At 72.8% G+C, this 13,191-nt stretch carries 15 protein-coding genes; 10 read left to right on the top strand and 5 right to left on the bottom strand.

Going from position 1 to position 13,191, the window contains the following annotated elements:
- Positions 1-29: 29 nt before the first annotated feature.
- The 7 genes from JK361_RS01880 to JK361_RS01850 are packed head-to-tail and all read left to right on the top strand — an operon-like array spanning position 30 to position 3,731.
- Positions 30-290 (top strand): gas vesicle protein GvpG, encoded by a 261-nt coding sequence (locus JK361_RS01880; RefSeq protein WP_201813819.1) that lies wholly within the window; start codon positions 30-32, stop codon positions 288-290.
- Positions 290-982, top strand: a complete 693-nt coding sequence (locus tag JK361_RS01875) for a DNA primase (protein ID WP_201814232.1) — start codon at positions 290-292, stop codon at positions 980-982. The genes JK361_RS01880 and JK361_RS01875 overlap by 1 nt, the downstream gene beginning before the upstream one ends.
- Positions 979-2,151 (top strand): SRPBCC family protein, encoded by a 1,173-nt coding sequence (locus tag JK361_RS01870; protein WP_201813818.1) that lies wholly within the window; start codon positions 979-981, stop codon positions 2,149-2,151. Before JK361_RS01875 ends, JK361_RS01870 begins: the two co-directional genes overlap by 4 nt.
- Entirely contained in the window at positions 2,148-2,498 is a 351-nt protein-coding gene (locus JK361_RS01865; protein ID WP_201813817.1) for a gas vesicle protein, read from the top strand. Before JK361_RS01870 ends, JK361_RS01865 begins: the two co-directional genes overlap by 4 nt.
- On the top strand, positions 2,495-3,268 hold the full coding sequence (locus JK361_RS01860) for a GvpL/GvpF family gas vesicle protein (protein WP_201813816.1): 774 nt from the start codon (positions 2,495-2,497) through the stop codon (positions 3,266-3,268). Before JK361_RS01865 ends, JK361_RS01860 begins: the two co-directional genes overlap by 4 nt.
- Positions 3,265-3,453, top strand: coding sequence for a gas vesicle protein (locus JK361_RS01855; protein ID WP_184969452.1), 189 nt, complete (start codon positions 3,265-3,267; stop codon positions 3,451-3,453). Before JK361_RS01860 ends, JK361_RS01855 begins: the two co-directional genes overlap by 4 nt.
- The gene (locus JK361_RS01850; RefSeq protein ID WP_201813815.1) at positions 3,450-3,731 is read left to right on the top strand and encodes a gas vesicle protein K; all 282 of its coding nucleotides are present in this window, start codon (positions 3,450-3,452) and stop codon (positions 3,729-3,731) included. Before JK361_RS01855 ends, JK361_RS01850 begins: the two co-directional genes overlap by 4 nt.
- Positions 3,732-3,743: 12 nt before the next feature.
- Here the strand turns inward: JK361_RS01850 and JK361_RS01845 are convergent, their stop codons facing one another.
- Both JK361_RS01845 and JK361_RS01840 read right to left on the bottom strand, forming a co-directional pair.
- Positions 3,744-4,565, bottom strand: coding sequence for a class I SAM-dependent methyltransferase (locus tag JK361_RS01845; protein ID WP_201813814.1), 822 nt, complete (start codon positions 4,563-4,565; stop codon positions 3,744-3,746).
- A 190-nt stretch (positions 4,566-4,755) separates the two neighbouring features.
- The gene (locus tag JK361_RS01840; RefSeq protein WP_201813813.1) at positions 4,756-6,249 is read right to left on the bottom strand and encodes a bifunctional phosphatase PAP2/diacylglycerol kinase family protein; all 1,494 of its coding nucleotides are present in this window, start codon (positions 6,247-6,249) and stop codon (positions 4,756-4,758) included.
- A gap of 81 nt (positions 6,250-6,330) precedes the next feature.
- Here JK361_RS01840 and JK361_RS01835 point away from each other — a divergent pair, with 81 nt between their 5' ends.
- The 3 genes from JK361_RS01835 to JK361_RS01825 all read left to right on the top strand — a co-directional run bounded on the left by JK361_RS01835 (position 6,331) and on the right by JK361_RS01825 (position 9,473).
- Positions 6,331-6,987 (top strand): histidine phosphatase family protein, encoded by a 657-nt coding sequence (locus tag JK361_RS01835; RefSeq protein ID WP_201813812.1) that lies wholly within the window; start codon positions 6,331-6,333, stop codon positions 6,985-6,987.
- 278 nt (positions 6,988-7,265) lie between these two features.
- The gene (locus JK361_RS01830; RefSeq protein WP_201813811.1) at positions 7,266-8,885 is read left to right on the top strand and encodes an ABC-F family ATP-binding cassette domain-containing protein; all 1,620 of its coding nucleotides are present in this window, start codon (positions 7,266-7,268) and stop codon (positions 8,883-8,885) included.
- 300 nt (positions 8,886-9,185) lie between these two features.
- A complete protein-coding gene (locus JK361_RS01825; protein WP_201813810.1) occupies positions 9,186-9,473 on the top strand; it encodes a DUF6158 family protein in 288 nt (95 codons plus the stop codon).
- A gap of 400 nt (positions 9,474-9,873) precedes the next feature.
- On the opposite strand, the gene JK361_RS01820 is transcribed toward JK361_RS01825, so the two are convergent.
- The 3 genes from JK361_RS01820 to JK361_RS01810 all read right to left on the bottom strand — a co-directional run bounded on the left by JK361_RS01820 (position 9,874) and on the right by JK361_RS01810 (position 12,752).
- Positions 9,874-10,416 (bottom strand): type 1 glutamine amidotransferase domain-containing protein, encoded by a 543-nt coding sequence (locus JK361_RS01820; protein WP_201813809.1) that lies wholly within the window; start codon positions 10,414-10,416, stop codon positions 9,874-9,876.
- A gap of 94 nt (positions 10,417-10,510) precedes the next feature.
- A complete protein-coding gene (locus JK361_RS01815; RefSeq protein ID WP_201813808.1) occupies positions 10,511-10,882 on the bottom strand; it encodes a DUF2795 domain-containing protein in 372 nt (123 codons plus the stop codon).
- A 73-nt stretch (positions 10,883-10,955) separates the two neighbouring features.
- Positions 10,956-12,752: a thiamine pyrophosphate-requiring protein gene (locus JK361_RS01810; protein WP_201813807.1), complete on the bottom strand. Its 1,797-nt coding sequence runs from the start codon at positions 12,750-12,752 to the stop codon at positions 10,956-10,958.
- Positions 12,753-13,191 lie beyond the last annotated feature (439 nt).

The following is a 13,191-nucleotide window of genomic DNA, read 5'->3' as shown; positions in this document are numbered from 1 at the left end:
GCTCCGGGCCCGAGCGGAAGGAGACCACCGTGGGACTGATCGGCGAAGTGCTCTTGCTGCCGTTCGCACCCGTGCGGGGCAGCGCGTGGGCCATCAGGCAGGTGCTCCGCGAGGCGGAACGGATCTACTACGACCCCGCCACCGTACGGGCCGAACTCGCCCGCCTCGAAGAACAGCTGGAGGCGGGCGAGATCACCGAGGAGGAGTTCGACCGGCGCGAGGACGAACTGCTCGACCGGCTGGAGACCGCCCTGCGCTCCGGCAACACCACAGGCAACGGGACGGGATGATGAACCGAACTGCGATGGGCCTCGCCGTAGGGGCCGGATATCTGCTCGGGCGCACCAAGAAGCTGAAAATGGCGCTCGCGGTCGGCTCCCTGGTGGCCGGCAAGAAGATGAACCTCAGTCCGAAGATGCTCGCGGACGTGGTGAACCAGCAGCTCAAGAACAATCCCCAGTTCAAGGAGATCGGGGACCAGCTGCGGCAGGATCTGCGAGGTGTCGGCAAGGCCGCCACCGGTGCGATGGCCGAGCGGCAGATGAACGCGCTCGCCGACCGGCTGCACGGCCGCACGACGCAGGTGCGCGACCAGCTCTCCGGCGTGCTGCCGTCCGGCTCCGACGACGAGGAGCAGGGCGACGAGGACGCCTACGAGGAGTCCGCCGGCCAGGCGGACGCCGACCGCGACGAGGACCGGGAGGAGGACCGGGACGAGGACCGGGAAGAGGACCAGGGGGAGGACCGCGACCGCCGCGAGGCCCGGGAGGGCGAGCCGCGCGGCAAGGGGCCGGCCAAGAAGGCGCCGGGGAACAAGTCCCCCGCCAGGAAGGCCGCGGCCAAGAAGACGGCTCCCGCGAAGAAGACGGCGGCCAAGAAGAGCACCGCGGCCCGCAAGGCGGCCGCGAAGAAGACGGCCTCGGCCGGCAACGCCGCCCGGCGTGCCACCGGAGGCCGGTCGAAGGGCGGCGATGACCGATGAGCGAGACCCTCGGATCCGTCGGCTCGGCGGCGGGCAAGGCCACGGGCGCGGCCAAGAACAACCCACTGACCGATCTCGCCCACAGCGAGGCCGCCGACCGGCTGAAGGCGGAGGCACAGGACTACCTGGCCGCGCAGGCCACGAAGATGCTCACCGGCCTCGGCCGCAAGCTCGGCGAGACCACCGGCAAGCTGAACGACATCGCCGAGGGCAAGAGCCCGGGCTTCGCCAAGCTGGCGCTGGAGGGCGGCCGCAAGCTCGCCGAGGGCAAGGGCCCGTTGCGCTCCGCGCTGGAGCTGGGCGGCACCGGAGTCAAGGACAAGGTGATGAGCGCCGTCAGAAGCCTCGGGGGCAGCAAGGGCAAGAAGGGCGGCGCGGGCAGGAAGCCGACCGTGATCATGGAGTCCATCGACGTCGGCGTACCGCTGCGCACCGCCTACGACCAGTGGACCCAGTACCAGAGCTTCAGCAGCTTCGCCAAGGGCGTCAAGAGCGCGAACCGCGCCGACGACACCCACTCCGACTGGCAGGCGAAGATCTTCTGGTCCACCCGCAGCTGGAAGGCGAAGACGACCGAGCAGATACCCGACTACCGCATCCAGTGGACGTCGGAGGGCGCCAAGGGCACCACCAAGGGCGTGGTCTCCTTCCACCGGCTGGAGGAGAACCTCACCCGGGTGCTGCTGGTCATCGAGTACTACCCGACCGGCCTCTTCGAGAAGACCGGCAACATCTGGCGCGCCCAGGGCCGCCGGGCCAGGCTGGACCTGAAGCACTTCGCCCGCTTCATCACCCTCAAGGGAGAGGCGGAGGACAGCTGGCGCGGCGAGATCCGCGACGGCGAGGTGGTCCGCAGCCACGAGGACGCGGTGGCCGAGGAGGAGCAGGAGGGCGAGGCCGGGGCGCCGGAGGAAGAGGAAGAGCAGGAGGGCGAGGCCGGGGCACCGGAGGAAGAGGAAGAGCAGGAGGAGGACGAAGAGGAACCGTACGAGGACGAGGCCTACGAGGGCGAAGAAGAGGAAGAGGAGCCCGAGGAGGAGGAAGAGGGCGAGTACGAGGACGAGGCCGAGGGCGAAGAGGAGGAGTCCGGGGAGCCCGAGGAGGACGAGGAGGGCGCCTACGAGGAGGAAGAGGAACCCGAGTACGCGGGGCGCGGGGGCCGTCGATGACGACGCCCGGCCGCTTCCCCGAGCCCTACGGACAGGGCTCGGGGGCGAACCTCGCCGACATCCTCGAACGCGTCCTCGACAAGGGTGTCGTCATCGCGGGTGACATCCGGATCAACCTGCTGGACATCGAACTGCTCACCGTCAAACTGCGGCTCATCGTCGCCTCGGTCGACAAGGCCAAGGAGATGGGCATCGACTGGTGGGAGAGCGATCCGGCCCTCTCCTCCCGGGCCCGCCGGGACGAGCTGACGCGGGAGAACGCCGAGCTGCGCGAACGGCTGGCCCGGCTGGAGGAGCTGGAACTGGAACCGGGCCGCCGCACTCGCGCTCCGAAGGAGGCACCATGACCGGACTGCGGTACGTGTACGCCGTGTGCCGCCCCTTCGGGACGCCCCTGCAGGCCGAGCTGACGGGCATCGGGGGCGCCCCGCCGGCGCTGCTGCACCACCACGGGCTGGTGGCGGTGGTCAGTACGGTCCCGGAGGCCGACTTCTCCGAGGAGGCGCTGAAGGCGCATCTGGAGGACCTCGACTGGCTGTCCGCGGCCGCCCGCGCCCACGAGGGCGTGGTCGACGCGCTCACCACGGTCACCACCCCCCTGCCGCTGCGGCTCGCGACCGTCTTCCGTGACGACAGCGCCGTCCGCACGATGATCGAGGCGCGCGAGGACCACTTCCGGTCCCTCCTCGACCGGCTGCACGACCGGGTGGAGTGGGGCGTGAAGGTGTACCTGGAGGCCGGGCCCGCCGAGTCCGCCGACACCGCGCAGGCCCCTGCCCCTGCGAGGCCCGCGAGCGGGCGCGACTACCTGCGCCGCCGACGGGAGAGCAGCCACGCGCAGGAGGAGAAGTGGCAGCGGGCCGAACGGTTCGCCCACGGCCTGCACGAGCGCCTCGCCGAGCGCGCCGAGGAATTCCGGCTGCACCCCGCGCAGAATCCCGCGCTCTCCGGAACGCGGGGGCAGAACGTGCTCAACGCCGCCTACCTGGTGTCCCGCAAGCATTCCGAGGAGTTCGTGGAACTGGTGGACCGCACGAAGGACGAGGCGGCCGGGATCCGGGTGGAACTCACCGGTCCGTGGGCCGCCTACTCGTTCACGGGGGAGGCGAAATCGTGACCGTCGTCGAACGGCGCGAGATCGCGCTCGTCGATCTGCTCGACCGGCTGCTGGCCGGCGGAGTCGTCATCACCGGCGACATCACCCTGCGGATCGCGGACGTCGACCTGGTACGCATCGACCTGAACGCGTTGATCAGCTCGGTGAACGAAGCGGTCCCCTCACCCTTCGAGGAGGTCGTGTGACCCCGCGCAAGCGGCTCGACCTGGAACCGGACACGGTCGAGCGCGACCTGGTGAAGCTGGTGCTGACCGTGGTGGAGCTGCTGCGCCAGCTCATGGAACGGCAGGCCGTGCGCCGCTTCGACACCGGCGAGCTGACCGAGGAGCAGGAGGAGCGGATCGGGCTCACCCTGATGCTCCTGGAGGACCGCATGGCCGAGCTGCGCGACCGCTACGGGCTGCGGCCCGAGGACCTGAACCTGGACCTCGGCCCGCTCGGACCGCTGCTTCCCCGCGAGTGACGGGTCCGCGGTTCAGGACTCCTTACGGCACAGGATCTCCCCGTGCAGAACCGCGAACCAGCCGTCCTGCCGCCGGCCCCACTCCCGCCACGCCCGGGACACGGCCGCCAGCTGTTCCGGCGTCGCGTGCCCGCCCTCCGTGGCCCGCTCCGCGTAGGCGGAGGCCAGGGTGCGGTCCGCCCACAGGCCGCTCCACCAGGCCCGCTCCTCGGCGGTGGCGAACGTCCAGGTGCCGGAGGTGGCCGTGACATCGGTCAGTCCCGCGTCCAGCGCCCACGCCTTCAGCCGGCGCCCGGCGTCGGGCTCACCGCCATTGGCCCGGGCCACCCGCTCGTACAGGTCCAGCCAGTCGTCCAGCCCCGGCACCGCCGGGTACCAGGTCATCGCCGCGTAGTCCGCGTCGCGTACGGCGATGAACCCGCCCGGCTTCGTCACCCGGTGCATCTCGCGCAGCGCCCGCACCGGGTCGCCCACGTGCTGGAGCACCTGGTGGGCGTGGACCACACAGAAGGTGTCGTCCGGGTAGTCCAGGGCGTGCACGTCGGCGACCGCGAAGTCGACGTTGCCCAGGCCGCGGCCGGCCGCGGTGGCCCGGGCCTGCTCCAGGACGCCCGGCGCCCGGTCGACGCCGGTGACCCGGCCGTCCGGGACCAGTTCCGCGAGGTCGGCCGTGATGGTGCCCGGACCGCAGCCGATGTCCAGGATCCGCATGTGGGGCTTCAGGGAACCGAGCAGGTACGCCGCGGAGTTGGCGGCGGTGCGCCAGGTGTGCGAACGCAGCACCGACTCGTGGTGCCCGTGCGTGTAGACGGCCGTCTCCCGCGCTTTCGGCATGGCTCTGCCCCTTCTCGTCGTACCGGCCCGGTGTCCGGCGACACCCCGGCGGTACACGTCACGGTACGCGCGTGCTCCGCATGATGAGACAGGCGTTTTGCCATGTGGACTGACGGCATGTCAGGGATGGTCTGCGCTCGGTGCGTGCCGTCGGTCCATGCGGGCCGACGGCACGCCGGGGGATGGTGTGTCAGGCGCTGGTCTTCTGCGGGCGGTAGACCGTCAGGGCCTCCGGCAGCTTCTCCAGCGTCATCTCGCCCGACACCGACGTGACCTCGCCGTCGTACGCCAGCGGGGTGCCGGGCGCGATGCCCGTCAGCCGCAGCCGGTTCACCTGGACCGCCGCGTGCGCGGGAGAGCGGGTCAACGGGCCCGCCGCCGCCGCTGCCAGCAGCCTGAGCGCCGGCCGGCGGCTGCCGTGCACCACCCGTACGTCCAGCAGCCCGTCGGCCAGGTCGGTACGCCGGCCGGGCGACAGTCCCATCCGGTGGTAGATGCCGCTGCCGACGAACAGCAGCCACAACGGCCGCCGCTCACCGCCCAGTTGCACCTCCAGCGGATGCCGGTCGGCCCGCAGCACGCGCAGCGCGCCGAGTATCCCGGCCGGCCAGCCGCCGATCCGGTGCGACCAGCGGTCCCGCTCGCGCACCAGCTCCGGATAGACGCCGAGGCTCAGCGTGTTGAGGAACAGCCCCGGCCCGTCCGCGGTGACGAAACGGCCCGCGTCCACCCGGACCGCCTCGCCGTGCCGGACCGCCCGGGCCAGATCGCGTTCGTCCTCCACGCCCAGGTCGTAGGCGAAGTGGTTGAGGGTGCCGCCGGGCAGCACCGCCAGCGGCACACCGTGCCGCAGGGCGACCTCGGCGGCCGCGTTCACGGTGCCGTCGCCGCCGCACACCCCGAGCACCCGCGCCCGGGACGCCGCCTTCGCCAGCGCGTCCGCGACGTCCTCCGGCGCGCACTCGACGATCTCCGCCTCCGGCAGCGCGGCCTTCAGTGCCCGTACCCGGTCCGCGGTGCCCGAGCCCTGATTCGCGACCATCACCAGGCCCTCGCCCTCGGGCAGCGCCGGCACCTCGGCGTGCGGTCGCATCGGCCCCCGCAGCTGCGCGCGGGTGGGCACCAGACGCCGTACCAGGAAGGCGGCGCCCGCCCCGAGCGCCGCCCCCGCCAGCACGTCGCTCGGGAAATGCACCCCGGTGTACACCCGGGAGGCCGCCACCGAGAGCGCCACCGGCGCCACCACGGCGCCCCAGGCCGGGGACTCCAGCGCGACCCCGGTCGCGAACGCGGCCGCCGACGCGGCGTGCCCGGACGGGAACGAGGTGGTGATCGGCTGCCGCTTCAGCTGCCGCACCAGCGGTACCGGGTCCAGCACCGGCCGCGCCCGGCGCACGGAGCGCTTGCCTACGGTGTTGATCGTCAGCGAGGCCAGAGCGAGGGAGGCCACCCCCCGTACGGCGGCCCGGCGGGCCCGCGGGGTGCGGATCGCGGCCATCGCGGCGGCGGTGCCGAACCACAGCACCCCGTGGTTCGCGCTGCGGCTCAGGCGGGGCAGCACCCGCTCGGCTCCGGGCCAGTGCCAGGCGGCGGCCGCCTCGAAGACGCGGGAGTCGAGGTCGAGCAGCCGGCGCAGGGCGGTGCGGCCGGTCTGGAGGGGGGTCAGGTCCAGGTCTGGGCTCATGGGGTGCGGTTACCCTGAAGTGCCCGCTACTTGTGTCCCCGCACGCCGGCCTCCCCCCGGCACGGGAGGAGAACCCCCCGGATGCGCCTCATCCTAGTGCGCCACGGCCAGACCCCGTCCAACGTGGACGGCCTGCTGGACACCGCCGCGCCCGGCCCGGGACTGACCCCGCTCGGCGAGGCCCAGGCCGCGGCCCTGCCCGAGGCGCTCGCGGGCGAGGACATCGAGGCCCTCTACGCCTCCACACTGATCCGTACCCAGCAGACGGCCGCCCCGCTGGCCGCCGCCCGCGGCCTGGACGTCGTCGTCCGCGACGGCATCCGCGAGCTGTCCGCCGGCCGGCTGGAGATGGTGCCCGGACACACCCCCGAGGGCGAGCGGTACCTGCGCACGGCGTTCGCGTGGGCGGCCGGGGACACCGCGCTGCGCATGCCCGGCGGGGAGAGCGGCGCGGAGGCCCTCACCCGGTACGACGCGGTGATCGCCGAGGCCGCCGCGAGCGGCGCCCGGGCCGTGGCCATGGTCAGCCACGGCGCCGCGATCCGGGTGTGGACCGCCGCCCGCGCCGGCAACGTCGACGTAGCCTTCGCCGCGGTCCGCCCGCTGGCCAACACCGGCGTGGTGATCCTGGACGGCTCCCCCTCCGACGGCTGGCGGGCCCTGTCCTGGGAGGGCGCCGTGGTGGCACCGGCGGGCGAGGGCGGCCCGGCGGGAGAGGCACTGGGAGCGACCGGCTAGCCCACGCGGGGCCGCGACGTCGCACCCCCGGCCCGGGGCCGTGCGGGCGGAGAACCGGAACGAGGGGCCGTGCGGGCGGCCCCGGGGTGGCGTCCGCGTCCGGCCGCGCTGCCGGTGTTGCCCAGGGTGGCGTCCGCGTCCGGCCGCGCTGCCGGTGTCGTCCGGGTGGCGTCCGGGTCCGGCCGTGCCGCCGGTGTCGCCCGGTGGCGTCCGCGTCCGGCCGCGCCGCCGGATATGAGTTTGCCCCGGGCCCCGGGGGACCCGGAGAATGCCTGCCCATGGGACATCTGGAAGCCGCGCACCTCGAGTACTACCTCCCCGACGGGAGAGCGCTGCTCGGCGATGTCTCCTTCCGGGTCGGCGAAGGCGCCGCCGTCGCCCTGGTCGGCCCGAACGGCGCCGGCAAGACCACCCTGCTCCGGCTGATCTCCGGCGAGCTGAAGCCGCACGGCGGCTCCGTCACCGTCGCCGGCGGACTCGGCGTGATGCGCCAGTTCGTCGGGTCCGTACGGGACGAGACGACCGTCCGGGACCTGCTCGTCTCCGTCGCCCCGCCCGGCATCCGCCAGGCGGCGAAGGCGGTCGACGAGGCCGAGCACGCCATCATGACCGTCGACGACGAGGCGGCCCAGCTGCGGTACGCGCAGGCCCTCGCCGACTGGGCCGAGGTCCGCGGCTACGAGGCCGAGACCCTGTGGGACATGTGCACCACGGCCGCGCTGGGCGTGCCCTACGAGCGCGCCCAGTGGCGTCAGGTACGCACCCTCTCCGGCGGCGAGCAGAAGCGGCTCGTACTGGAGGCGCTGCTGCGCGGCACCGACGAGGTGCTGCTGCTGGACGAGCCGGACAACTACCTCGACGTGCCCGGCAAGCGGTGGCTGGAGGAGCAGCTCCGGGAGACCCGGAAGACCGTCCTGTTCGTCTCCCACGACCGTGAACTCCTCGCCCGCGCCGCGGAGAAGATCGTCTCGGTCGAGCCGGGCCCGGCCGGCGCGGACGCCTGGGTGCACGGCAGCGGCTTCGCCACCTACCACGAGGCCCGCCGGGAACGCTTCGCCCGCTTCGAGGAGCTGCGCCGCCGCTGGGACGAGAAGCACGCCCAGCTGAAGAAGCTGGTCCTGAACCTCCGTCAGGCCGCCGCCGTCAGCCACGAGATGTCCTCCCGGTACCAGGCCGCGCAGACCCGCCTGCGCAAGTTCGAGGAGGCCGGTCCGCCGCCCGAGCCGCCCCGCGAGCAGGACATCACCATGCGCCTGAAGGGCGGCCGCACCGGCGTACGGGCCGTCACCTGCGCGGGACTCGAGCTGACCGGTCTGATGCAACCGTTCGACCTGGAGGTCTTCTACGGCGAACGGGTCGCCGTCCTCGGCTCCAACGGCTCGGGCAAATCCCACTTCCTCCGGCTGCTCGCCGGTGAGGACGTCACGCACACGGGGGAGTGGAAGCTGGGCGCCCGGGTCGTGCCCGGCCACTTCGCGCAGACCCACGCCCACCCCGAGCTGAAGGGCCGCACCCTCCTCGACATCCTGTGGAAGGAGCACGCCCAGGACCGGGGCGCCGCCATGTCCCGGCTCCGCCGCTACGAACTCACCCAGCAGGCCGAACAGACCTTCGACCGGCTCTCCGGCGGGCAGCAGGCCCGGTTCCAGATCCTGCTGCTGGAACTGGCCGGCGCCACCGCGCTGCTCCTGGACGAGCCCACCGACAACCTCGACCTGGAGTCCGCCGAGGCCCTTCAGGAGGGGCTGGAGGCGTTCGAGGGGACGGTCCTGGCGGTCACCCACGACCGCTGGTTCGCCCGCTCCTTCGACCGCTTCCTGGTCTTCGGCAGCGACGGCCGGGTCCGCGAGACCCCGGAGCCGGTCTGGGACGAACGCCGGGTCGAACGGGCGCGGTAGGCGCGGTAGAACGGGCGCGGCAGCGCCCGCCGCTCCTCGTCGGGTCTCCGGGCGGTCCGGCCCGGCACCGGCCGGGATCCGCCGGGCGGCCTCTTCGGCGTCCCGCTCCGGCAGCGGCCGGGAGACCGCCTACGCGGTCGGACGACGCCGGCGGGCCACGTCCTCGTCGTGCCGCGACCGGCCGACGTATGCGGAGGCCCGGTACCCCGGATGTTCGTACAGTGGACTGAGGAACGCGAGATCCATGGATTCCTCCCGGTTCCTCGGGGGCTGTGCATGCCGGGCGGGTACCCGTAGCCCATGAACGAACACGATGAGCGGGGCACCACCATGACCGGAGTCGACCCCAGCCGGCTGGACGACCAGCAGCTCATGAAGGAGCTGGAGACGATCCACCGCACGCGCCACGACACACTCCTGTACGGCTCGAACGACGCACTGCGGGCCCACAACGAGCGGATGGCGCAGCTGGAGGGCGAGTATCTGCGCCGCAACCCCCGCCGCCTGGTGAGCGCGGCCCGCACCCGCGAGGGCGCCCGCGAGCGCCGCTGCGGCGAGGCGGCGACCCCGCGCACGCCCGCGACCTGACCGGCAGCGCGCGAGAGACGTCCGCCAGGCTGTCGGGCAGCGCACGCGCCCCGTCCGCATCCCGGCGGCCGGCCCACAAGCCCCGGCCCGCAACCCGGCCGCAAGGTCACGAGGCCGGTCGGAAGGTCACGAGGCCCGTCCGGGAGCCCGGCCGCGAGGTCACGAGACGCGTCAGCGGCCCGGCAGGTCACGAGGCGCGTCCGGAACTCGGCCGACAGGGCACGAGGGCCGGCATAGCGCGGAAGGCCGGCAGGGCACGCGGAAGGGCCGGCCCGGGAAGGGCCGGCCCTCTACGCATCCCGGGGGTCCGGTCGGCTACGCCCCGGCGCCCGATGGGTCACGCCCCGGGGTCTGGTCGGCTACGCCCCGGGGCCCGACCGGTCAAGCCCCGGGGGCCCGGTCAGCCGGTCTCCCCGGCGAACACGTGCAGGAACGCGTCGCAGAACGCCTCGAGATCGTCCGGCTTTCGGCTGGTCACCAGCTGGTTGGAGCCGTGGTCGCAGATCTTCACCTGCTCGTCCACCCAGGTGCCGCCGGCGTTGCGGATGTCCGTCCGGAGGCTCGGCCAGGAGGTGAGCACCCGGCCGCGTACGACGTCCGCCTCCACCAGCGTCCACGGCGCATGGCAGATCGCGGCGACAGGTCGGCCCTGCTCGAAGAAGTCCTTCACGAACCCGACGGCCTTCTCGTCCATGCGCAGGAAGTCCGGGTTGGCGACCCCGCCCGGCAGCACCAGGCCGCCGAACGATCCGGCCGACGCCTCACCGACCACCTCGTCCACGGGGAAGGTGTCCGCCTTGTCCAGGTGGTTGAACGCCTGGATCTTCCCGGACTCGGTCGACACCAGGACCGGTTCGTGCCCGGCGTCCGAGGCCGCCTTCCAGGGCTCGGTCAGCTCGACCTGCTCGACTCCCTCGGGTGCCACCAGAAACGCGATACGCATGATTCTCAGCTTCCTTTCACTTCGCTCGGCGCCGCTCCGCGCGTCCGGGCGTGCCGCTGCCTCGTCCGCGCCGTCCGCCGGCGCCGCGAGCGGCTCAGCCCGCCAGTTCCTCCGCCAGCTGCTGCACGTTCTCGTACCGGTTCCCGTGCCGGAGCCCGGCCACCGCGTCGATCAGCCCGCCGGGCGCGTTGCTCCGGCGCAGCGCCCGGGCCAGTTCGCCCGGCTTGGCGGGGAAGGCGTGGCGGCTCAGGTGCCGGGCCAGCTCCGTGCGGGTCCGTTCCAGCATCGCCGGTGATCCCAGGCCACCGACCGGTCCGCCCCAGACCTCCGGGTCGTCGTCCGCGGCCGGCTCCGGGTCGTGCCATTCCTCGGTACGTGTCGGATGCCCGGACCGCAGCAGGCCCTTCAGTTCGTGCTTCATCTCGTCGTCCCGATGGACGCTCAGCCGGTCACTGCCTCGCTGCATGTCTCCCTCCAGAGGGTCGAAGATCCGCACCGCGTACCCGGTGCCGCCAGCCCGACACCGGGTCCGCGCACGGCTACTGCTTCTGCCGGCCCGGCAGGAACTCCTGCACCTTCGCCTTCAGCCCCTGTTTGATCATCGAGCCGCGGTCGGCGTCGCCCTTGAGGATCGACGCGGCCGTCGCCTCCATCTGCTCCCAGGAGGCGTGCGGCGGGATCGGCGGTACGGCCGGGTCGGTGAGGAACTCGACGACCGCAGGCCCGTCCGCCTCCAGGGCGGCCCGCCAGCCCGCCTCCACGTCCTCCGGCTTCTCCACCCGGATGCCGGTCAGCCCGAGCGAGCGGGCGAACGCCGCGTACTGCACGTCCGGGATCGACTGCGACGGCAGGAACGACGGAGCGCCCTCCATCGCCCGCATCTCCCATGTCACCTGGTTCAGGTCCTGGTTGTTCCACACGGCCACCACCAGCCGCGGATCCGACCAGCGGTCGCGGTACTTCGCCGCCGTGATCATCTCCGCCAGGCCGTTCATCTGCATCGCCCCGTCCCCGACGAGCGCGAACACCGGCCGGTCCGGGTGCGCGAACTTCGCACCGATCGCGTACGGCACACCGGGGCCCATCGTCGCCAGCGTCCCGGACAGCGAACCGCGCATGCCCGGCCGCATCCTGATGTGCCGCGCGTACCAGTTGGCGACCGAACCGGAGTCCGAGGTCAGGATCGCGTCGTCCGGCAGCAGCGGGTCCAGCGCCCGGGCCACGTACTCGGGGTTGATCGGCTCGGCCTTCAGACCGGCCCGCCGCTCCATCGTCTCGTGCCAGCGCCGCACGTTGGCGCACACCGTGTCGTACCACTCGCGGCCGCCCCGGTCACCGTCCAGCAGCGGGATCAGCCGGCGCAGCGTCGCCTGCGCGTCACCGACCAGGTTGACCTCGTACGGGTACCGCATGCCGATCATGTGCGCGTCGATGTCGATCTGCACCCCGCGCGCCTTGCCGAAGTCCGGCATGAACTGCGTGTAGGGGAACGACGAACCGATCGTCAGCAGGGTGTCGCAGTCCCGCATCAGCTCGTACGACGGGCGGCTGCCCAGCAGCCCGATCGGCCCGGTCACATAGGGCAGATCGTCGCTCAGCACGTCCTTGCCGAGCAGCGCCTTCGCCACTCCCGCGCCGAGCAGCTCGGCGATCTCCCGTACCTCCACGACCGCGCCCGCGGCGCCCTGCCCGACCAGGATGGCCACCTTGTCGCCCGCGTTCAGCACGTCCGCGGCCCGGCGCAGCGCCTCGTCCGTCGGTGTCGCGGTGTAGTCGCTCATCCCCAGGCTGGACGGCACCATCTTGAACTCGTGCGTCGGCGGCGAGTAGTCCAGCTCCTGCACGTCACCCGGGATGATCAGCGCGGTCGGGCAGCGCCGGGCGTACGCCGTCCGGATCGCCCGGTCCAGGACGTTCGGCAGCTGCTCGGGGACCGTCACCGTCTCCACGAACTCCGAGGCGACGTCCTTGTACAGCGTGTGCAGGTCCACCTCCTGCTGGTAGGAGCCGCCCATCGCGGTCCGGTTGGTCTGGCCGACGATCGCCAGCACCGGCACATGGTCCAGCTTGGCGTCGTACAGGCCGTTCAGCAGATGGATGGCGCCGGGTCCGGACGTCGCCGCGCACACCCCGATACGGCCGCTGAACTTCGCGTATCCGACCGCCTCGAACGCGGACATCTCCTCGTGCCGGGACTGGATGAACCGCGGCTGGTCCTCGGCGCGGCCCCAGGCGGCGAGCAGCCCGTTGATGCCGTCGCCCGGATAGCCGAAAACCTGTTCCACGCCCCAAGCGCGCAGGCGCTCAAGGATGTGGTCCGAGACCTTGGTGCTCATGGAGAGACCTCCCCGGTGCAGTGCGAAGCGGACGATCCGGTCAGCGCATACCGAGTCACCTGCGAGGGGGACGGAAAACCTCCGGCCCGGGCACGGCACCCGGCCAACGCCCCCTCGTACACACCACCCCACCGCCCCACGGCCACCCCACCGCCCCACGGCCACCCGCACGCCCACGGCGCCCGGGCGCCTATGGTGACCCGGGTGCCCGGGGTGGCCCGCACGCCCGCGCTGACCCGCACGCCCGTGGTGACCCGGGCGCCCGTCATCGCCCATGCGTTCCGTCGTCAGCCGGACCCCTCGCCGTCACCCGGGGCGCTTCGCTCCGCCGCCGGCCCCTTCGCTGTCACCCTGCCGGCCCAGCCGTCCTCCCGGGTGCCCGTCGTCACCCGGGCGGCCCCGCGGGTCCCGCGAATGGGCTCCGGCCGCGCGCGGTACG

It is taken from the genome of Streptomyces musisoli (assembly GCF_016741855.1).
In the GTDB taxonomy this organism is placed as follows: domain Bacteria; phylum Actinomycetota; class Actinomycetes; order Streptomycetales; family Streptomycetaceae; genus Streptomyces; species Streptomyces musisoli.
This window is presented reverse-complemented; position numbering and strand designations above follow the sequence as displayed.